General features: G+C 41.9%; 20 protein-coding genes, 2 tRNA genes, 1 other RNA gene and 1 pseudogene. 5 read left to right on the top strand and 19 right to left on the bottom strand.

The window, feature by feature from the left end; all coding sequences use genetic code 11:
- Nucleotides 1–57: 57 nt before the first annotated feature.
- The 3 genes and pseudogenes from HMPREF2885_RS02910 to HMPREF2885_RS02900 all read right to left on the bottom strand — a co-directional run bounded on the left by HMPREF2885_RS02910 (nt 58) and on the right by HMPREF2885_RS02900 (nt 3,655).
- Nucleotides 58–2,010: pseudogene (locus HMPREF2885_RS02910) on the bottom strand (fructose-specific PTS transporter subunit EIIC).
- On the bottom strand, nt 2,007–2,918 hold the full coding sequence (gene pfkB, locus HMPREF2885_RS02905) for a 1-phosphofructokinase (protein ID WP_049501584.1): 912 nt from the start codon (nt 2,916–2,918) through the stop codon (nt 2,007–2,009). The pseudogene HMPREF2885_RS02910 and the gene pfkB overlap by 4 nt, the downstream one beginning before the upstream one ends.
- Nucleotides 2,915–3,655 (bottom strand): DeoR/GlpR family DNA-binding transcription regulator, encoded by a 741-nt coding sequence (locus HMPREF2885_RS02900; RefSeq protein WP_000920660.1) that lies wholly within the window; start codon nt 3,653–3,655, stop codon nt 2,915–2,917. The genes pfkB and HMPREF2885_RS02900 overlap by 4 nt, the downstream gene beginning before the upstream one ends.
- A gap of 161 nt (nt 3,656–3,816) precedes the next feature.
- Here HMPREF2885_RS02900 and HMPREF2885_RS02895 point away from each other — a divergent pair.
- A tRNA-Ser gene (locus HMPREF2885_RS02895) sits at nt 3,817–3,904 on the top strand.
- A gap of 169 nt (nt 3,905–4,073) precedes the next feature.
- Here HMPREF2885_RS02895 and HMPREF2885_RS02890 read toward each other — a convergent pair.
- The 6 genes from HMPREF2885_RS02890 to HMPREF2885_RS09830 all read right to left on the bottom strand — a co-directional run bounded on the left by HMPREF2885_RS02890 (nt 4,074) and on the right by HMPREF2885_RS09830 (nt 8,497).
- Entirely contained in the window at nt 4,074–5,033 is a 960-nt protein-coding gene (locus HMPREF2885_RS02890; protein ID WP_000721422.1) for a hypothetical protein, read from the bottom strand.
- Nucleotides 5,034–5,112: 79 nt separating this feature from the next.
- Nucleotides 5,113–5,200, bottom strand: a tRNA-Ser gene (locus HMPREF2885_RS02885).
- Nucleotides 5,201–5,283: 83 nt separating this feature from the next.
- Nucleotides 5,284–5,631: a transfer-messenger RNA gene (gene ssrA / locus HMPREF2885_RS02880) on the bottom strand.
- Between the two features lie 58 nt (nt 5,632–5,689).
- Entirely contained in the window at nt 5,690–6,325 is a 636-nt protein-coding gene (locus HMPREF2885_RS02875; protein WP_000290635.1) for an SGNH/GDSL hydrolase family protein, read from the bottom strand.
- Between the two features lies 1 nt (nt 6,326).
- On the bottom strand, nt 6,327–7,154 hold the full coding sequence (locus tag HMPREF2885_RS02870; protein ID WP_070657000.1) for an HAD family hydrolase: 828 nt from the start codon (nt 7,152–7,154) through the stop codon (nt 6,327–6,329).
- Between the two features lie 23 nt (nt 7,155–7,177).
- On the bottom strand, nt 7,178–8,497 hold the full coding sequence (locus HMPREF2885_RS09830; protein WP_083307386.1) for a CapA family protein: 1,320 nt from the start codon (nt 8,495–8,497) through the stop codon (nt 7,178–7,180).
- 155 nt (nt 8,498–8,652) lie between these two features.
- On the opposite strand from HMPREF2885_RS09830, the gene def reads away from it, so the two are divergent.
- Nucleotides 8,653–9,264: a peptide deformylase gene (def, locus tag HMPREF2885_RS02855; RefSeq protein WP_070656999.1), complete on the top strand. Its 612-nt coding sequence runs from the start codon at nt 8,653–8,655 to the stop codon at nt 9,262–9,264.
- A 44-nt stretch (nt 9,265–9,308) separates the two neighbouring features.
- On the top strand, nt 9,309–10,037 hold the full coding sequence (gene rlmB / locus HMPREF2885_RS02850) for a 23S rRNA (guanosine(2251)-2'-O)-methyltransferase RlmB (protein WP_000855742.1): 729 nt from the start codon (nt 9,309–9,311) through the stop codon (nt 10,035–10,037).
- 36 nt (nt 10,038–10,073) lie between these two features.
- On the opposite strand, the gene trxB is transcribed toward rlmB, so the two are convergent.
- The 7 genes from trxB to HMPREF2885_RS02815 all read right to left on the bottom strand — a co-directional run bounded on the left by trxB (nt 10,074) and on the right by HMPREF2885_RS02815 (nt 14,428).
- Nucleotides 10,074–10,985, bottom strand: coding sequence for a thioredoxin-disulfide reductase (trxB, locus tag HMPREF2885_RS02845; RefSeq protein WP_000272345.1), 912 nt, complete (start codon nt 10,983–10,985; stop codon nt 10,074–10,076).
- A 65-nt stretch (nt 10,986–11,050) separates the two neighbouring features.
- Nucleotides 11,051–11,275 (bottom strand): DUF4059 family protein, encoded by a 225-nt coding sequence (locus HMPREF2885_RS02840; RefSeq protein ID WP_000924294.1) that lies wholly within the window; start codon nt 11,273–11,275, stop codon nt 11,051–11,053.
- Nucleotides 11,276–11,352: 77 nt separating this feature from the next.
- The gene (locus tag HMPREF2885_RS02835) at nt 11,353–12,096 is read right to left on the bottom strand and encodes an amino acid ABC transporter ATP-binding protein (protein WP_000590996.1); all 744 of its coding nucleotides are present in this window, start codon (nt 12,094–12,096) and stop codon (nt 11,353–11,355) included.
- Nucleotides 12,096–12,896, bottom strand: coding sequence for an amino acid ABC transporter permease (locus tag HMPREF2885_RS02830; RefSeq protein ID WP_000219157.1), 801 nt, complete (start codon nt 12,894–12,896; stop codon nt 12,096–12,098). Before HMPREF2885_RS02830 ends, HMPREF2885_RS02835 begins: the two co-directional genes overlap by 1 nt.
- A 156-nt stretch (nt 12,897–13,052) precedes the next feature.
- Nucleotides 13,053–13,409, bottom strand: a complete 357-nt coding sequence (locus tag HMPREF2885_RS02825) for an arsenate reductase family protein (protein WP_049550342.1) — start codon at nt 13,407–13,409, stop codon at nt 13,053–13,055.
- Between the two features lie 12 nt (nt 13,410–13,421).
- Nucleotides 13,422–13,937: a methylated-DNA--[protein]-cysteine S-methyltransferase gene (locus HMPREF2885_RS02820; RefSeq protein ID WP_049520740.1), complete on the bottom strand. Its 516-nt coding sequence runs from the start codon at nt 13,935–13,937 to the stop codon at nt 13,422–13,424.
- A complete protein-coding gene (locus tag HMPREF2885_RS02815) occupies nt 13,934–14,428 on the bottom strand; it encodes a GNAT family N-acetyltransferase (protein ID WP_049550341.1) in 495 nt (164 codons plus the stop codon). The genes HMPREF2885_RS02820 and HMPREF2885_RS02815 overlap by 4 nt, the downstream gene beginning before the upstream one ends.
- Nucleotides 14,429–14,562: 134 nt before the next feature.
- Between HMPREF2885_RS02815 and HMPREF2885_RS02810 the strand changes: the two genes are divergently transcribed.
- Nucleotides 14,563–15,009 carry a DUF1836 domain-containing protein gene (locus tag HMPREF2885_RS02810; RefSeq protein WP_001087578.1) on the top strand — a complete coding sequence of 149 codons (447 nt, stop codon included), beginning with the start codon at nt 14,563–14,565 and terminating at the stop codon, nt 15,007–15,009.
- Nucleotides 15,006–15,653 carry a PAQR family membrane homeostasis protein TrhA gene (locus tag HMPREF2885_RS02805; protein ID WP_001097972.1) on the top strand — a complete coding sequence of 216 codons (648 nt, stop codon included), beginning with the start codon at nt 15,006–15,008 and terminating at the stop codon, nt 15,651–15,653. The genes HMPREF2885_RS02810 and HMPREF2885_RS02805 overlap by 4 nt, the downstream gene beginning before the upstream one ends.
- Nucleotides 15,654–15,672: 19 nt before the next feature.
- Here HMPREF2885_RS02805 and pdxT read toward each other — a convergent pair whose 3' ends face one another.
- The 3 genes from pdxT to nox all read right to left on the bottom strand — a co-directional run bounded on the left by pdxT (nt 15,673) and on the right by nox (nt 18,813).
- Nucleotides 15,673–16,254, bottom strand: a complete 582-nt coding sequence (pdxT, locus tag HMPREF2885_RS02800) for a pyridoxal 5'-phosphate synthase glutaminase subunit PdxT (protein WP_070656998.1) — start codon at nt 16,252–16,254, stop codon at nt 15,673–15,675.
- Nucleotides 16,255–17,130: a pyridoxal 5'-phosphate synthase lyase subunit PdxS gene (pdxS, locus tag HMPREF2885_RS02795; RefSeq protein ID WP_000138520.1), complete on the bottom strand. Its 876-nt coding sequence runs from the start codon at nt 17,128–17,130 to the stop codon at nt 16,255–16,257. It lies immediately after the preceding gene.
- Between the two features lie 303 nt (nt 17,131–17,433).
- Nucleotides 17,434–18,813, bottom strand: a complete 1,380-nt coding sequence (gene nox, locus HMPREF2885_RS02790) for a H2O-forming NADH oxidase (RefSeq protein WP_000036761.1) — start codon at nt 18,811–18,813, stop codon at nt 17,434–17,436.
- Nucleotides 18,814–18,820: the final 7 nt, after the last annotated feature.

Raw genomic sequence — 18,820 nt, 5'->3', positions numbered from 1 at the left:
TTCGAATAGAGAAAAAGATTGCACCAAATGGTAACAATCTTTCTATTCTAATCCTTTTTATGCTTGTGGTTTGCGTAGGTAACCATAAACCACACCACTTACAATTGCGCCAACCAAAACAAAGGCAAGGTAGAGAAGGGCATTTGAAGTAAGGGCGATGACGAAGATTCCTCCGTGTGGCGCCATAAGTTTGATTCCTGCAAGACCAACGAGTCCACCTGCTACTGCTGAACCAAGAATGAAGCTTGGGATCGCACGAGCTGGGTCAGCGGCACCAAATGGAATCGCTCCCTCAGTGATAAATGACAAGCCCATGATGATGTTTGTCAAACCAGAGTTGCGTTCTTCCTTAGTGAATTTATCTTTGAAAAGAAGGGTTGCGACAAAGATAGCAAGTGGTGGCACCATTCCTCCAGCCATAACTGCTGCCATGGCTACAGAACCACCTGAAGAAACAGTTGCTGCAAGCGTACCTGTACCAAAGACATAGGCCGCTTTATTAACTGGACCACCCATATCAACAGCCATCATTCCACCAAGAACGATACCAAGAAGGACAGCTGAACCGCCTCCAAGACCGCCTAGGAAGTCATTCATCGCAGTGTTGATTGCTGCCATCGGGATGTTAACAGCTAGCATGACAAATCCTGTTAAGATTGTTCCAAGAAGTGGCAAGAGAAGGATTGATTTAGCACCTTCAAGTGAACGAGGAACTTTAACGTATTTCTTGATAGCAAGAACTAAAGCACCTGCGATAAATCCACCAACAAGGGCACCTAGGAAACCGGATGAGACACCTGCAAGAGTTGAAGTTGCTTCACCACCTGCTGCATAAGGGATTTTACCAAAGGCAAAACCTTCTTTGGCAATTGCACCAGCCACAAAACCAGCTACCAAACCTGGTTTTTCAGCGATAGAGTAGGCAACATATCCTGCAAAGACTGGGAGCATCAAGCCAAAGGCTGCACCACCGATTTTCATGAACATGGAAGCTAGCTCATGGTAGGATCCGAGATTGCCAAGACTATCTTGTGGCACACCCATAGCACCATCAATCAAGAAAGCAAGGGCAATCATGATACCACCACCGATAACGAATGGCAACATTTGAGATACACCACTCATCAAGTGTTTGTAGAAGGCACCACCAAGGCTTTGTTTTTCATTAGATGCTGTTGCAGTTTTTGCTCCATTAGCAGCACGATAAACTTCAGCATCCCCAGAAAGAGCCAAGTTGATCAATTCTTCTGTCTTACGGATACCGTCTGCAACTGGACGGTTAACCAAAGGTTTACCATCAAAACGATCCATTTCCACTGCCTTATCCGCTGCGATGATAACAGCTTTAGCCTTGCGGATGTCCTCTGCAGTCAATTGGTTCCCAACACCGCTAGCACCATTGGTTTCAACCTTGATACCAACACCCATTTCAGCAGCTACTTTTTGAAGGGCTTCTTGAGCCATGTAAGTGTGAGCAATCCCTGTTGTACAAGCCGTAACAGCTACGATAAAGTCACCAGAGTCATTAGCAGGTGCTTGGACAGGCTCCTCAGCTTTTTCTGAAGCTTGGTTAAATAGTTCGATAACTTGATCTGCAGATGTTACTTGGCGAAGTTTGTCAGCGAAACCATCTTTCATCAAGTATTGAGACAATTCTGCCAAGGCTGCCAAGTGAGTATCATTGGCACCTTCTGGAGCTGCAATCATGAAGAAGAGGTCTGTTGGTTGCCCATCCAAGCTCTCATAGTCAACACCCTTGTTTGACTTTGCAAAGAGAACTGTTGCTTCTTTGACAGCAGAATTTTTGCTGTGTGGCATAGCAATTCCGTCACCCAAACCAGTGGAAGTGAGAGCTTCACGCGCTAAGATCCCTTCTTTAAAGGTTTCAAAATCCGTCACATAACCGTGATCTACCAAACTTTTAATCATCTCTTAAATGACAGCTGTTTTTTCAGTTGCTTGCAAATCCAGCAACATGACGTCTTTTCTCAATAGGTCTTGAATTTTCATCGTTTTTCTACCTCAACTTTTTCATATGTTTCTTTAATAAAGTCCGCTGTTGCCAAGTCATCTGAGAAAGTAGTTGCTGTGCCACAAGCAACTCCCCATTTGAAGGCTTCTACTGCATCTTTAGATTTGACAAATTCACCTGTAAACCCAGCGACCATAGAGTCACCAGCCCCGACTGAATTTTTCACTGTTCCCTTGATGGGCTTAGCGAAGTATGCTCCTTCAGATGTGACAAGAAGGGCACCGTCACCAGCCATAGAGATAATGACGTTTTGAGCTCCTTTGGCCAGTAACTGACGAGCATATTTCTCGATTTCATCAAAACTTTCGAGTTTCACTCCAAAGATAGCTCCAAGCTCGTGATTATTTGGTTTGACCAAAAGTGGCTGATAGTCCAAGCTATCAATCAAGGTCTGTCCTTCAAAGTCACAAACCACTTGGGCACCAGTCTTGCGTGTCAATGCAATCAAATCCTTATAGATAACATTGCCTAGGTTCTTAGCACTCGAACCCGCAAACACAACCGTATCTTCTGCTGTCAGACTTGAAAGAATGGCTTTTAACTCTTCAAGTTGTTCGGGCTCAACATTAGGACCAGTCCCATTAATTTCTGTTTCTTGGTCTGCTTTAATCTTGACATTGATACGAGTATCTTCTGCCACTTGGACAAAACGAGTTTCGATTTCCTCTTCTGCAAGGGTATCTGTGATAAATTTACCAGTAAAGCCTCCGATAAATCCAGTCGCTGTATTTGGAACATCCAAGCGTTTCAAGACACGACTGACATTGATTCCTTTCCCACCAGCAAACTTATCATCACTGTCCATACGATTGACACTACCGACTTGAACTTGGTCTAAGCGAACGATATAGTCAATAGATGGATTGAGTGTGACTGTATAAATCATACTTCTATTACCTCCGTTTTCTTCTTAATAGCCTGCAAGAGCTCATGCCCTTGACTTGTGATGACAATAGCGCGTTTGAGTGGTGCTACCTTGGCAAAGCAAGTTTGTCCAATCTTTGACGAATCCACCAAGACATAGGTTTGTTTGGCATTCTCTAAAATAGCACGCTTCACAGCTCCCTCCTCCATATCTGGAGTCGTATAATAACCATCGTCGACACCATTCATCCCGATAAAGGCACGGTCAAAGTGCAATTGATTGATTTGGTTAAGAGCAACACCACCGATACATGCATCTGTTGCCATCTTGACACTTCCTCCAACCATGACAGTTGGAATCTGTTTTTCAACCAACTGAACCGCATGATGAATGGAGTTGGTCACAACTGTGATATTCTTATTAACCAATTCCTTGATTAAAAAAGCAGTTGTCGTTCCAGCATCAATAAAGATAACATCTTGCTCCTTAATAAGAGAGGCTGCTTTTTGAGCCAGTAGCTTCTTCTCTTGAAGGTTTTTGACAGATTTTTCTTGGATGGTTTCTTCTTCCTGCAAGGAGTGGGGCAATTCTGCTCCACCATGCACACGGCGAAGCTTGTTTTCAGCCTCCAACTCATCCAAATCTCTTCGTACTGTTGATTCTGATGTTTCTAATAGACTAACCAATTTTTCTAGGGAAACTACATGATGTTGATTTAACTCCTCTAAAATCAGTTGCTTCCGCTCAGTTTTTAACACCAAATCACCTCCTGTTATCGTTTACACTATTCATTCTAGCACATTCTCTACCAAAGTCAAGCAATTTTTGTCATTTTCTATCAAATTCTATCATTTTTCTTAATTCCAGAATTTTTATTGCAAGATAAGAGGCTTTATGGTAGACTATTTTAGTAAGTGTTGGAAGATTACTCAAGAGGCTTAAGAGGCCGTGTTGGAAACGCGGTAGGCGTGTAACAGCGTGCGTGGGTTCGAATCCCATGTCTTCCGTAGAATAAAGAAAAACTGCACCTTAATGCAGTTTTTTTATGGTTCTAAGAGCAATATATAGAAATGAAAAGCTGAGTTACTCTAACTATCACACCACATTTTTGTATCCTAATTCATAAAAAAACAAGTAGTTTATTAAGACTACTTGTTTTTCTTCTAAATCTTAGGATTAGATATTACTTTTATCTTTTTTATCTGAAGATTTGTCTGTTGATTTATCAGTGGATTTGTTTGAAGATTTATCTGAAGACTTGTCTGTTGATTTATCATTAGACTTAGTTGAGTTTTTACGGACAATTTTATCATAACCTTCTGTATCATCAAGCAACTCTGTTGCCAAAGTACGGTAATCTTCTTGTGAAATCAGCCAGTTTCCATCCTTATCCTTGGTTAATTTGATTTCTGTATCAAAATCACCAGTAGTGAAAGGTGTATGAGCTAAGTTAGGATCAACGTCACTGTAGGTTGAGAAATCTTTCTTAAATAGATGCTCAAAAATCCAGTAAGAAACCAATGTTTGGTAACGCTTGATGTCAACGTTTGAACCAGCTTGATTGTATTTACCTAGGTTATCAACACCTCCAATAAGAGTAGTGAGAACTTCCCTTGTAGATGAAGCCAATCCTTTAGAGTGCAACTTCTTAGAGTTGAAGGTAACAGTCGCTGTATTTCCTGATTCATCAACCTTCACGTCTTTAACAGTGTAAGAACCGATATCTTGATATAATCTACGTCTCATCTTCAAGAAACCTGAAATGGTTTCTTCTGGAGTTTCTACAGGGAAATCTTTGTGCCATTGTACTGAATAGGTAGATGCAGGTGAAAGACCTTCTTCTTTGATTTTTTCACTTGTTTGTACAGCAAATACTGCCTCAGTCCATTTTTCATAAGTGTCGCCATAAATCTTCTTAAATCGAGCAGAGTCGCTAGTAAGAACTGAGTCTAAGAGAATCTCAGCATCTTTTGTAACTTTTTCTTTAACTTCTGCTGCTTCATCTTTCTTCTCAACTTGTTCCGTATTCTCCTTGTTATCAGAAGAAGCTTCAGATGACTGATTAGAAAATACAGAACATGCACCCAAGACAACTGTTGAAAGTGCTAAGATACTTAGTAACTTGATCTTTTTCATGTTTCACCTCATTATGAAAATTTACTCTTGGAGACTACCTCCAAGGATAGTTATTTAGAAAAACACTGGGTTTATCTAACGGAGAATGGGGGATTCGAACCCCCGCGCCAGTTACCCGACCTAACTATTTAGCAAACCGTCCTCTTCAGCCTCTTGAGTAATTCTCCACTAACATACTAGAATAAATAGGATACAACGAAGGATACAACAAAGGATACAATTTGGAAAAAATCTACTGTATACCTGTTCATAATGGAGCCGGTGGGAGTCGAACCCACGTCCAAACACCTGCCAACATATTTGTCTACAACCATAGGTTATGTATTGTTTTAACAGTCCCTCGACACATAACTCAAGCCTAGGAACTGCGAGTCTATTAATCTCTTATCAAACCACTAGACAAGGCTTGATCGTATCTCGCTAATCATAAGACCTGTCATTGAACACGAGCAATCCAAATCAGGTCACGCCTGCTGGTTTTTAGGCAGCTAGAGCGTAAGAAGTGTTATTTTTTGCAGTTATATTTAACTGAGCGTTTACGTAGCCACACGGGTTGCAAAATATGCCTCATAATGCCTGTCGAATCCGTAACGACCCCAGGATGTTAGAACTATTATAACCTATCTTCAAAAAAAATGCAAAATCAAGCCGTTTCTTTAGAAAAGGCACCCTTTTAAGGCTTCTGATAAGGCTTGATAACCGGCTACACTTAGATGGAGACCATCCGTTGTATAGGCTGATTGAAGTTGCCCTTCTGAATCTGTCAAACTATCATAAATCGACACAAAATCTACTTGCATATAGGCGGATGCTAGAGCCTCATAGGCTTGATTCCATTCTCTAATCTTTTCATTGGTTCGGATATAAACAGTCTGCTTGTATCTCTCTCCCTCATTGACTGGCAAAATGGAAAGGAGCTTTATTTGTGACAGCGGATATTCTCGGGCAATCGATTGGATCACACGCTCAAGATTATCCAAGGCTTCATTCATGGGAATATCTTTTCCAATATCATTTGTTCCTATTAGGAGAACAATTTGATCCACAGCATCACCATAAAGATGGGCATCCAAATCCCCTAATAAAAGTCCCGTCTGGTAGCCTCGGATGCCACGATTAACAATCGTCTTGGCAGCTCCCAACAACTCTTGAAGAGGGTAATATTCCACTATCGAATCACCAATAAAGATGATATCTGGCTCTAGAACAGATACTTGATTCAATTCACGATACTTGGTTTGAATTTTTTCCTGCTCCTTTAAGAGCCAATTCTCTAATAACTGTACTGCCACCCTATCCCTCTTTCTCTAACCAATTCTCTAGAACTTGATAAACGCCCGCCTGGCTGTTAGCTGGAGCTAGGGCAGTTGCAACTGCCTTGGCCTCATCATCAGCATTTTCCATAGCATAGGCAATTCCAGCCAGCTCCAACATCTCAACATCATTTTCGCTATCACCAAAAGCCATAATTTGTTCTGATGTCAAATCCCAGCGCTTGAGTAATTCTTCCAATCCCCAAGCCTTGTGAACCCCAGCCTGCAGGATATCGATACAGCCATAACCGCTAGAAACAGCCCTTACACGAGCATCAAAGAGGTCATTGATTTCCTGCAAAACTGAACTAGAACGTTCTTCACCAACAACCATGCTCATCTTTAACACTCCACCGAAGAGGTCAGCTTGCAAGTCTTCCACAAAATTCATTCGTTGATAGAACTTTTCAATCATCTCTGGTGTCATAAATTTTTCTAGGTCTGTAAAAACAGTCCCTTTCTTGACAAAACCACCCTTCATACCTGTTACGACAAACTGATCTCGGCACTCTCTCCCTTTAAAATGAACTAAAGCCTTGTCAACCGTAGCATCATCCCAGGTCTGCGCTTGAATCAGTTTATTGTTTTCAAAAATACGCGCCCCATTTGCAACTACTAGAACTACTCTACTCGCCAAGTGCTCCAGTAATTGCCTCATACGGTGAACTTCATTCCCTGTCGCAATGACAAAACGAATATCCCTTTGATCCAGCTGTTCTAAAATCTTTTCCAAGCGGGGCAGATCCAGCTGCCCCCTCGGGTCTAGCAAGGTTCCATCCATGTCTGTTGCAATTAATTTAATCGTCATCATATCTCCTTTAGGGTGAGCACCTACCACTTCAACCCTACATGTTCATTCATTTCTTTATAGGCCGTGTCAATTCGTTCCTTGGTCGCCTCGTCCAACTTGTCACGCTGACTGCCTCCCTCGATGAAGTCCTCTAGGATATAGGTCTGATAGAGGAAGAGCGGATAGCCTTCTGGAGAGTAAGTTCCTTTTGGAGTTCGATTAACCCAAGTTGGATGCGCTTTGGCCGTTTCAATCCTAGTCTTGCCATCTTTTTTCTTAATGGTCACATCCATGAGAACACCGCGCTCCGTCCACTTGGCATTTTCCTCATCTTGCATGGTTTCAATGCGCTGATTTGAGAGGAAATTCCCCATGGAGTAGATGATCAGTTTTTTGTCACCATCTTTTTCAACTGTTTCAGCAGGTTCAACGACGTGAGGATGCCCTCCAAAGATAATATCGGCTCCCCAGTCAATCATCTTGTGGTACAGTGTTTTCTGTTCTTCCGTTGGTTCTAGCTGGTACTCAATTCCCATCTGAGGCATGATGACAGTAATATCCGCTTCCTTCTCTGCACGCTCGATTTCTGCCTTCATCTTATCTTCATTCAAATCAGAAAGATAGCGATTATAGTCCTCTTGAGAGATATACTGCTCAATGCCATTAAAACCGTAAGAATAGGCCAGGAGAGCTACCTTGATACCATTGACTTCCTTGATGACTATAGGTGCTTGGTCTCGGGATTCATGCGTGTAGACTCCGATGGGTGTCATTCCAGCCTTTTCAATAGCTTGAGCCGTTGAAACCACTCCCTCAATTTGAGAATCCAAAATATGATTATGAGCCAAGTCTAGAACTTGGTAGCCTGCATCCTTGATCGCATCCATGACTTCTCCTGGAGCATTAAAGAGAGGATAACCTGCCAAATAGTGGTCCTTGTTCACTGTTCCTTCAAAGTCACCAATCACCAAATCCGCTTGTTTGAGCCAGGGTTTTACATACTCAAAATTTTCATGGAAATCATAGGTTCCATCTTCTTTAAGAGCTGTTCGGTAGATGGGGATATGGTAGAGAAGGTCACCATTTGCCATGATACGTGCCGTCGTTTCACCAGACTGATTTTCCTTGGATTGACTGGAAGTACTTGCAGAATCAAGAGTTTGACTACTAGGACTCGTTCCCTTACTACCTTGTACTGCTCGAACTAACAAGTTCCCCCCCATGGACAAAGCAACTGCAAGCAGTAACACAATAATAAACTGAGCATTGGTCCAGGATTTATAATTCCGAAAGAAACCAATACTTTTCTCCAACAATCCATCAATAGGTCCATGAGACCGTCTATTTTGTCGCTTTTCCATCTGTATTCTCCCTTGCTCTCTTTTGCAAGTCTTTTCTTTTATTATACCACAGCCAAAAGAGGAATACCGTTTATTATATTATTTTTTAGCAACTTCTGTGACTTTCTTTCTCGCCTATTTTGTGTTATCATGTAGAGGTAATGAAAGGAGAGAAAATGTCTGCTATAGAACGTATTACAAAAGCTGCTCACTTAATTGATATGAAAGATATTATCCGTGAGGGAAACCCTACTCTACGTGCGGTTGCTGAGGAAGTCACTTTCCCCCTGTCTGATCAGGATATCATCCTTGGTGAAAAAATGATGCAATTCCTCAAACATTCTCAGGATCCTGTTATGGCTGAGAAAATGGGGCTCCGCGGTGGAGTTGGATTGGCTGCTCCCCAGCTGGATATCTCAAAACGTATTATTGCTGTTTTAGTGCCAAATATTGTGGAAGAAGGTGAAACTCCAGAGGAAGCCTACGATTTGCAAGCTGTTATGTACAATCCAAAAATCGTTTCCCACTCTGTTCAGGACGCTGCTCTTGGCGAAGGAGAAGGTTGCCTATCTGTTGACCGTAACGTGCCTGGCTATGTTGTTCGTCATGCTCGCGTTACTGTTGACTATTTTGACAAAGATGGAGAAAAACACCGTATCAAGCTCAAAGGCTACAACTCCATCGTTGTCCAACATGAAATTGACCACATTAACGGTATCATGTTTTACGATCGTATCAATGAGAAAGACCCATTTGCTGTCAAAGATGGACTCCTCATCCTCGAATAAAGAAAATCCCGTTGCAAGACGGGGTTTTGTGTTATAATAGAGGCATGAAAACAAATGATATTGTCTATGGCGTCCACGCCGTTACAGAAGCCCTCCTTGCAAACACTGGAAATAAACTCTACCTCCAAGAAGATCTTCGAGGTAAGAATGTTGAGAAGGTCAAGGAACTGGCTACAGAAAAAAAGGTGTCCATTTCTTGGACTTCAAAAAAATCCCTGTCTGAGATGACCGAAGGCGCTGTTCACCAAGGTTTTGTTCTACGAGTGTCAGAATTTGCCTATAGCGAGCTGGATCACATCCTTGCAAAAACACGTCAAGAAGAAAATCCTTTGCTATTGATTCTGGATGGTCTAACTGACCCTCATAATCTGGGTTCAATCTTGCGAACAGCTGATGCGACCAATGTTTCAGGTGTCATCATTCCCAAGCACCGTGCTGTCGGAGTGACTCCTGTCGTTGCCAAAACGGCCACAGGTGCTATTGAGCATGTACCGATTGCGCGAGTGACCAACCTCAGTCAAACCTTAGATAAACTCAAGGATGAAGGCTTCTGGACCTTTGGAACGGATATGAACGGTACCCCTTGCCACAAGTGGAATACAAAAGGGAAAATCGCCCTCATCATCGGAAATGAAGGAAAAGGCATCTCCAGCAACATCAAAAAACAGGTCGATGAAATGATTACCATTCCCATGAATGGGCATGTTCAAAGCCTCAATGCCAGTGTTGCTGCAGCCATTCTCATGTACGAAGTTTTCCGAAACAGACTATAAAAAAAGTTTCCAATCACTTGATTGGAAACTTTTTTCTTAACTATGTTCTGTGATAAATTTATAGGCTTCTTGACCAGCGATAGCCCCATCTCCAACTGCTGTTGTCACTTGGCGAAGGTCTTTCTGGCGAACATCTCCAACTGCAAAGATACCGTCAACGGCAGTTTTCATGTGATTATCTGTTACAATCCAGCCTGCCTGGTCTTGAATATTCAATTCTTTAACAAAATCGCTAACAGGATCCAAACCAACATATATAAAGACACCACCGAAGGCTTGCTCTGTCACTTGACCCGTTTTTACATTTTCAAATACGACAGATTCTACTCGGTTTTCACCTTTGATTTCTTTGACAACAGAATCCCAGATAAAGTTGACTTTCTCATTTGCAAAAGCACGGTCTTGCAAAACCTTTTGGGCACGAAGTTCATCTCGACGGTGAACAATAGTGACAGTCTTGGCAAAGCGAGTCAAGAACAGAGCTTCTTCTACCGCTGAATCTCCACCACCGACTACGAGCAAGTCTTGGTCACGGAAAAAGGCTCCATCACATACGGCACAGTAAGAAACACCACGACTGTTCAGTTCTTCTTCTCCAGGTACACCCAAAAGACGGTGTTTTGACCCAGTTGCCACAATGACCGTACGGGTTTCGTAAACTTGATCATCAGTGATTACCTTCTTATAGTCACCCTGGTCTTCAATATTTTCAACATAGCCATAAAGATGCTCCACTCCAAGGTTTTCAAGTGGTTCAAACATCTTTTCAGCCAATTCAGGTCCACTGATATTGGCATAACCTGGATAGTTTTCAATATCAGATGTGTTATTCATTTGCCCGCCTGGCAGACCACCTTCAATCAAAGCCACTTTCAGATTGCTGCGAGCAGCATATAAGGCAGCGGTCATTCCCGCAGGTCCAGCACCGACAATAATCGTATCGTACATTTCGATTCCTTCTTTCTTGTTGTAACTATCTTTATTCTAACTCATTCTTGCTAGTCACGCAAGGATTATGCCTTGAAAACCAAGAGCAAACTCATGACGGCAAAGGATAACACCGGAACGACCAAAACTCCAATCATAATCATATCATAGAGATGAGCTTGGCGAGCTTTGGCTGTCTTGTCCACACCAGACATGGCTCTCAATCCAATCCAAATCCCCAGAAAAATCACGACAAGGATGGTCGTTAAGATCAAACTCTCGAAATATAAAGAAAATAAATGCAGTAGCATGATCTCTCTCGTTTCTATCTTTTTTAAAGAGTAAACTCAGCTAGTCCAACTAACTGAGTTTTCCTTTTTCTATTATATCAAATATAAGTCCGTTTGTAACTAGCAAAAAATTCTTTTGTCCGTTCTTCTTTCGGATGATTGATGATTTCATCCGGTGTGCCTGACTCGATGATTTTCCCTTTATCTAGGAACAAAATCTTATCTGCCACTTGGGCTACAAAAGACATATCGTGACTAACCAAGATCATGGTCTGACCAGACTTAGCGGCATCTGCAATAGATTTTTCCACTTCTCCGACCAATTCTGGATCAAGAGCTGATGTTGGTTCGTCCAAGAGCAAGACATCTGGTTTCATAGCAAGCGCACGCGCGAGGGCAACCCGTTGCTTTTGTCCACCTGATAAATGGCGAGGATAATGGTTTTCACGATCAGAAAGACCAACCTTGGCCAACTCTTCCTTAGCGATTTTTGTTGCTTCCTCGTCCGATAATTTTTTAACGACAATCAAACCTTCCTTGACATTGTCAAGAGCAGTTCGGCGTTCAAACAAATTAAACTGTTGGAAAACCATAGACAACTTGCGACGAAGGGTTAGAATTTCTTCTTGGCTAATCTGAGAAAAATCAACTTTAAAATTGTCAATCTGAATCGTTCCACTATCTGGAGTTTCAAGATAATTTAAACTTCGAAGAAAGGTTGATTTCCCAGCTCCAGATGAACCAATCAAAGCCACTACCTCACCTTTTTGGATATCCAAGTTCAGATGATTCAAGACTGTCTGTCCTGAAAAGGATTTGCTTAAATTCGAAATCTTAATCATTAACGAAGGTCTCCTTTCACATCTGTAGACACTGTATCCGGTGCTGAGATAGCCATTTTTCTCTCGATGAAACGGCCGAGGCTTTCAATTCCGATATTGACTACCCAATAGACAAGGGCTACGGAGATGAAACGTTCAAAATAGCGATAATCAGCTCCACCTAAAATCTGAGCTTGGGCAAAGACCTCCACAACACCTGCGCTAAAGGCTAGAGAAGTCCCCTTGGTCAAACCGATGAGGGAATTAATCAAGGTTGGAGTCGCAACTACCGCCGCATTTGGAATAATCACGCGACGATAAACTTGCGCTCGCGTCATACCCAAACTGCGTGCCGCCTCAATTTCACCGGGATTAACAGAAAGGATGGCCGCACGAATCGTTTCACTTGCATAAGCCGCCTCATTAAAAGCAAAGGCCACAATCGCAAAAAGCGCTGCTGGAATCGCATTGATATTGAGACCAGTTCCCCATTGTTGGTTGATAGCTTTCAGTAACAAAGGAATTCCATAGTAGGTCAACATAAGTTGAACTAGGATTGGGGTACCTTTTAAGAAGCTAACGAAAAAGGCTTGCAAGGGATATAAAATCCTAACACGATTGATCTTAACAATGGCAAAAATTAGGGCAAGTAGCAAACCAAAGAGTGCACCTCCAAGCGTCAACATCAAGGTTGTAGGCAATTGTTGGACAATCCTTGGAATTCCATCAAAGACCGAACGCAAACTAAAGAGCTTACCATCCGGAATGAATTGCATCAAACTTTGGTACCAATCTGATGCTAAAAATGTTGTAACAGTCATAAAAACATCCTCTCCTGATAATGATTCATTCTATCATACTTCTGCGCGCAAGCAAATTATTTGCTACGGGCTGCTCAGACTTTGTCTATCTTCTAGTTTATCACACTTTAAAACAGGGAGGCTATATATTTTACCTATCAAGGAGATAAATAAAAACTATCTCAAACCTAAGTCCTCATAGGTTTTTCTATAGCCGATTTGTTTAACAGCACCATTCTCCACCAAAATTGGACGTTTCAATAACATACCATCACTCGCTAGAAGCTTGGCTGCTTCTTGTTTTGACAAACTTCCCACCTTATCTTTCAAGCCCAGTTCACGGTATTTGATCCCGCTAGTATTGAAAAATTGTTTCACTTCAAAACCGGAAGATTCCAACCAGTTCAAAATCACTTCTTCACTTGGTGTTTCTTCTACGATGTGGACATCTTGGTATTCCAGTCCAAGTTTATCCAATTCATTTTTTGCTTTCTTACAAGTTGAACATTTTGGATATTCGATAAATTCTAACATCTTCTTTTCTTTCTATTTTTTATTTTCTTGAAATGCTGCACCTTCATGTTGCAAGAGCCAGGCTTTCTTTTCGACTCCAGATGCATAGCCTGTCAGACGATTGCCTGATCCCAGCACACGATGGCAGGGTACGAGTATGGACCAAGGATTACGCCCCACTGCTCCGCCAATCGCTTGAGCAGAAGCCACTTGCAGGTCTTGCGCTATTTGTCCGTAAGTTACTGTCTGACCATAAGGAATGGCCTGTAAATAAGTCCAGACTCGCTTTTCAAAATCCGTTCCAATAGGAGCCAAAGGTAAGTCTGATAGGTCCTGAACACTGCCTTCGAAATAGGTATCTAAATAGGAAATAACTTGCTCTAATACAGGATGGCTAGCAACTTCTTCTATCGTTTCATCCCCTAATCCCCTCTCAAAATGGGTTTGGTCCTGTACCCAAATTCCATACAGATATTGCTCGTCAGCAACTAAGGATAAGGTTCCAATTGGCGACGGGTAGAGCATTTTTGCGTACTTTTTCTGCTTCATTTTTTTAATTTCTGATAGGCCAAACGTTCCCCATCAACTGGAACCTTACCAACCTTTTGGAAGCCTAGCTTTTCAAAGATATGCTGCATAACCTTGTTTTCTGCATGCGTATCTGAACGAAAATCTAGATAATCAAAACCTTCAATCAAGCCTTCTAGGAAAGTCTGAGCAACACCTTGTCCTTGGACATCTGCTGCCACAGCGATACGGTGAAAGACCAGATATTCTGATTCTCCCCCCTGCCAACTCCCTTCATAAATGGCTTCATAGGCTTCCTCTGGGCTCTTGGTCACAGCAGCATAGGCTAGCAGTTCTCCTTCTTCCAAGGCCACATAAGCTTGACCAGAGATGATATCATCAATAATGATGTCGGCATTTGGATAGCCATTTTGCCACTGGTCGCTACCAGACTTGGCTAAGCACTTTTTGGCATCCTCCATCACCTGCATAATCGCATCTACTTCGTTTGGAAAAGCTAAACGAATCTCCATCTTTTCCCCTCATTTCTAACTAGTTTCTCTCATCATAGCATAATTTAAAGCTTTCTACAAGCAGTTGAAACTTGACTTTTGTTTTTTATTATTTTATAATCTAGTTATCAAAACTAGATAAAAAGGAGTTGGAAATGAATTCTAACTTTTCCTACCCAAAATGGGAAGACATTCCAAACATTGACCTCTATCTGGATCAGGTTTTACTTTATGTCAATCAAGTCTGTGCCCCTATCTCTCCAGATAAGGACAAGGGGCTAACAGCATCCATGGTCAATAACTATGTCAAACACGGTTACCTGACAAAGCCTGACAAGAAAAAATACCAACGCAAACAGATTGCCCGTTTAATTGCTATCACCACTCTCAAGTCTGTCTTTTCGATCCAAGAAATCGCTCAGACACTTAATACTCTACAAACTCAAGCGAGCTCAGACCAGCTCTACGATGCTTTTGTGGACTACATGAACCATGGGATTGATCCAGAAAATCCTATTATCCAAACCAGTTGTCAAACGGTTAAACTCTATCATCAAACTCTAGACTTAATCCTTATCAAAGAAGAGGAGGAAATCCAATGAATACCAGTTTAAAACTCAGTAAAAAACTCAGTTTTGGAGAGGAGATTGCCAATAGCGTGACCCATGCTGTGGGTGCGGTTATCATGCTCATCCTACTCCCCATTTCATCCACCTATAGTTATGAAGCACACGGATTTTTATCATCTTTTGGCGTTTCTATCTTTGTTATCAGTCTCTTTCTCATGTTCCTCTCATCAACCATTTACCACTCTATGGCCTACGGTTCGACCCACAAATACGTCTTGCGAATCATCGACCATTCTATGATTTACGTGGCTATCGCAGGCTCTTATACGCCGGTTGTATTGACTTTGATGAATAACTGGTTTGGCTATCTCATTATTGCCATTCAGTGGGGAACGACCATCTTTGGCATCCTTTATAAAATCTTTGCTAAAAAGGTCAATGAGAAATTCAGCCTTGCCCTTTACCTGATCATGGGCTGGTTGGTTCTGGCTATCATTCCTGCCATTATCAGTCAAACAACACCAATTTTCTGGAGTCTCATGGTAACTGGCGGACTCTGTTATACAGTTGGAGCTGGATTTTACGCTAAGAAAAAACCTTATTTCCACATGATCTGGCATCTCTTTATCTTAGCTGCGTCTGCACTTCAGTACATCGCCATTGTTTATTACATGTAAAAAAGTTGAGAATCTTTTCTCAACTTTTTTCTTTACACATATTGATAAAATACTGGTGCAAGCGAACATCATCTGTCAATTCTGGATGAAAAGAGGTTACCAGCATATTCTGTTCTTGCGCAGCAACGATTTGATCATCAACTGTTGCTAGAATTTCTACACCCTCTCCAACACTGCTGATAATCGGTCCACGGATAAAAGTCATGGGAATCTGACCGACTCCCTTACATTCTGCCTCTGTATAGAAGCTTCCTAGTTGGCGTCCATAAGCATTGCGCTCAACCACTATATCCATGGTTCCAAGATGACTTTCTTCCTGAGAAGTGATTTCCTTAGCCAGCAAAATCAAACCGGCGCAGGTTCCAAAGACTGGGAGTCCAGATAAAATAGCTTCTCGGATGGGAAGCAGCATGTTCTGGTCACGCAAGAGCTTGCCCATGGTTGTAGACTCCCCACCAGGTAATATCAAACCCGCCAAGTCACTCTGATGTTTCTGAAAATCATCTAAATTTCTGATTTGGACACTAGCGACTCCTAGTTTATCTAGCACTTTTTCATGCTCTGCAAAGGCACCTTGCAAGGCTAATATTCCGATTTTCATCTATTTTCCTCGCTCAGCCATGAGAATTTGGATTTCATTCTCATTAATTCCAACCATGGCTTCCCCTAGATCTTCAGAGATTTGAGCTAGAATTTGAGGATTTTGATAATTGGTTACAGCTTTAACAATAGCACTTGCTCGTTTAACAGGATCGCCTGACTTGAAAATACCTGAACCGACAAAGACGCCCTCTGCCCCCAATTGCATCATCAGCGCAGCATCTGCTGGCGTTGCCACACCTCCAGCTGCGAAGTTTACAACTGGTAATTTTCCATGTTCATGGACGTATTGGACCAATTCAACAGGGACTTGCAAGTCCTTGGCAGCCACATAAAGTTCATCCTCACGGAGATTTTGAATACGGCGAATTTCCTGATTCATCATACGCATATGGCGAACGGCTTGAACAATATCTCCTGTCCCCGGTTCTCCTTTTGTGCGAATCATGGAAGCTCCTTCAGCGATACGACGCAAGGCTTCACCCAAGTCCTTAGCTCCACAGACAAAAGGAACTTGAAATTCCTTCTTATCTACATGGAAACGATCGTCTGCTGGAGACAGCACTTCACTCTCATCGATATAGTCAATCTCAATAGCCTCTAAAATCTGAGCTTCAACAAAATGCCCAATTCTGACCTTGGCCATCACTGGAATGCTGACCGCTTCTTGGATTTCCTTAATCATCTTTGGATCGCTCATACGGGAAACCCCACCAGCTGCACGAATATCAGCTGGAATCCGTTCCAAGGCCATCACAGCAGCCGCACCAGCAGCCTCTGCGATACGGGCCTGTTCAGGGTTTTGAACGTCCATGATAACCCCACCTTTGAGCATCTGTGCCAAGTTTTTATTTAGTTCATAACGATTTTCAGTCATTTCTTAATCCTCATCATTTGTATTGGTAGCTACCATTTCATTTTAAGCCAGATTAGAATGAAGTACAAGATAAAAAAAGGATAATTGTATGGGTACAGATTGATACTCAATGAAAATCAAAGAGCAAACTAGGAAGCTAGCCGCAGGTTGCTCAAAGCACTGCTTTGAGGTTGTAGATAGAACTGACGAAGTCAGTAACATATATACGGTAAGGCGAAGCTGACGTGGTTTGAATTTGATTTTCGAAGAGTATAACTAAAAAACTATCTGACCTTAACCTAAGGCCAGATAGCTCGTCAATTTTTATTTTTCAGCTGTAAGTGCAGCCATTGTAATGTAATTGTATGGTTTGTTAAAGTGTGGCAAGAAGAAGAGATCTGTCAAGGCCAATTTATCGATTGTTACATGCTCTTGGATAGCAAGTGAGAACATGTGGATTCCCATACTGATAGCTGCATCATGTGAAACCATTTGTGCACCAAGGATTTCGCGGCTGTCTTTATCAAAAACAATCTTGATGGCAACTTCGTGGTTGTCATGTTTGATAAATTCTGGTTTTTGAAGATCGTTAAAGCCAGTTTCAGTTGCATTATAGCCTGCAGCTTTGGCTTTTTCAAGAGTCAAACCAGTCGAAACCATGTGAAGACCGTAGATAGAAATACCGTTTGATCCTTGTACACCAATTCCTTCCAATTCATGTCCACAAGCATTGTAAGCACCAACGATACCAGTACGTACAGCGTTAGATGCAAGAGCGATGTAGCTAGTGTCTTTACGAGCATTGTCATAAACAGTTGCACAGTCACCAACAGCGTATACACCTGGGATAGATGTTTCTTGTTTCTTATCTACAAGGAAGGCACCGTTACGGAAGAGTTCAATCTTACCATCAGCAAGAGCTGTGTTTGGACGGAAGCCAACAGCAAGAACCACCATATCTACATCAAATGTTTCTTTGTCTGTTACCAAGCGTTCAACTTTTCCATCACCTTGGATGGCTTTAACTGTTTGACCAAGAGCCAAGCGGATGTTGTGGTCTTCCAAGTTCTTCGCCATCATTTGAGTGAAGTCTTTATCATAGTAGCCGTTCAAGACTGTGTCTACGATATCGACAAGTACCACTTCTTTTCCAAGACGCTCAAAGGCTTCTGCAAGTTCAACACCGATGTAACCACCACCAACAACGGCAATGCGCTCAAGGTGTTTGCTCTTGTCTTCAAGTTTTTCAATAACTTCTTCAGCGTTTTGGTACAATTTAACAAATTGTACATTTTCAAGAGTCGCTTTGAATTCGCGGTTGCCCTTAACGATTTCAACACCTTCGATTGGAGGCAAGATTGGAGTTGAACCAGTTGCAAAGATCAATTTATCATAAGACTCTTTGTGCTCTTTTCCTTCAACTTCTGCAGTCACAACTTTGTTATCGTAGTCAATTGAAAGAACTGGTGAGTTCATGTAAACTTTAGCACCTTTTGCTTCCAATTTTTCTTTATCAGAGTAGAAGAGACCTTCTGGGCCATCAATTTGTTCCCCGATCCAAAGCGCCATTCCACAACCAAGGAATGAAATATTTGAGTTTTGGTCAAATACTACGATTTCGTTCTCATGTCCGAAGTTGTCCAACATCGTATTAATACAAGCTGTACCAGCGTGGTTAGCACCAACTACAACGATTTTACTCATAGAAAAA

Origin of the sequence: Streptococcus sp. HMSC062H02, assembly GCF_001813005.1 — a bacterium.
GTDB classification, from domain to species: domain Bacteria; phylum Bacillota; class Bacilli; order Lactobacillales; family Streptococcaceae; genus Streptococcus; species Streptococcus oralis_S.
The sequence above is the reverse complement of the archived record's forward strand: the minus strand, read 5'-3'. Positions and strand labels throughout refer to the sequence as shown.

What these genes read in the sequence shown, in the direction of transcription:
- pfkB (WP_049501584.1), bottom strand. Translation starts at nt 2,918, where the DNA reads ATGATTTATACAGTCACACTCAATCCATCTATTGACTATATCGTTCGC.
- HMPREF2885_RS02890 (WP_000721422.1), bottom strand. Translation starts at nt 5,033, where the DNA reads ATGAAAAAGATCAAGTTACTAAGTATCTTAGCACTTTCAACAGTTGTC.
- HMPREF2885_RS02870 (WP_070657000.1), bottom strand. Translation starts at nt 7,154, where the DNA reads ATGACGATTAAATTAATTGCAACAGACATGGATGGAACCTTGCTAGAC.
- HMPREF2885_RS09830 (WP_083307386.1), bottom strand. Translation starts at nt 8,497, where the DNA reads ATGGAAAAGCGACAAAATAGACGGTCTCATGGACCTATTGATGGATTG.
- def (WP_070656999.1), top strand. Translation starts at nt 8,653, where the DNA reads ATGTCTGCTATAGAACGTATTACAAAAGCTGCTCACTTAATTGATATG.
- rlmB (WP_000855742.1), top strand. Translation starts at nt 9,309, where the DNA reads ATGAAAACAAATGATATTGTCTATGGCGTCCACGCCGTTACAGAAGCC.
- trxB (WP_000272345.1), bottom strand. Translation starts at nt 10,985, where the DNA reads ATGTACGATACGATTATTGTCGGTGCTGGACCTGCGGGAATGACCGCT.
- HMPREF2885_RS02840 (WP_000924294.1), bottom strand. Translation starts at nt 11,275, where the DNA reads ATGCTACTGCATTTATTTTCTTTATATTTCGAGAGTTTGATCTTAACG.
- HMPREF2885_RS02835 (WP_000590996.1), bottom strand. Translation starts at nt 12,096, where the DNA reads ATGATTAAGATTTCGAATTTAAGCAAATCCTTTTCAGGACAGACAGTC.
- HMPREF2885_RS02830 (WP_000219157.1), bottom strand. Translation starts at nt 12,896, where the DNA reads ATGACTGTTACAACATTTTTAGCATCAGATTGGTACCAAAGTTTGATG.
- HMPREF2885_RS02825 (WP_049550342.1), bottom strand. Translation starts at nt 13,409, where the DNA reads ATGTTAGAATTTATCGAATATCCAAAATGTTCAACTTGTAAGAAAGCA.
- HMPREF2885_RS02820 (WP_049520740.1), bottom strand. Translation starts at nt 13,937, where the DNA reads ATGAAGCAGAAAAAGTACGCAAAAATGCTCTACCCGTCGCCAATTGGA.
- HMPREF2885_RS02815 (WP_049550341.1), bottom strand. Translation starts at nt 14,428, where the DNA reads ATGGAGATTCGTTTAGCTTTTCCAAACGAAGTAGATGCGATTATGCAG.
- HMPREF2885_RS02810 (WP_001087578.1), top strand. Translation starts at nt 14,563, where the DNA reads ATGAATTCTAACTTTTCCTACCCAAAATGGGAAGACATTCCAAACATT.
- HMPREF2885_RS02805 (WP_001097972.1), top strand. Translation starts at nt 15,006, where the DNA reads ATGAATACCAGTTTAAAACTCAGTAAAAAACTCAGTTTTGGAGAGGAG.
- pdxT (WP_070656998.1), bottom strand. Translation starts at nt 16,254, where the DNA reads ATGAAAATCGGAATATTAGCCTTGCAAGGTGCCTTTGCAGAGCATGAA.
- pdxS (WP_000138520.1), bottom strand. Translation starts at nt 17,130, where the DNA reads ATGACTGAAAATCGTTATGAACTAAATAAAAACTTGGCACAGATGCTC.
- nox (WP_000036761.1), bottom strand. Translation starts at nt 18,813, where the DNA reads ATGAGTAAAATCGTTGTAGTTGGTGCTAACCACGCTGGTACAGCTTGT.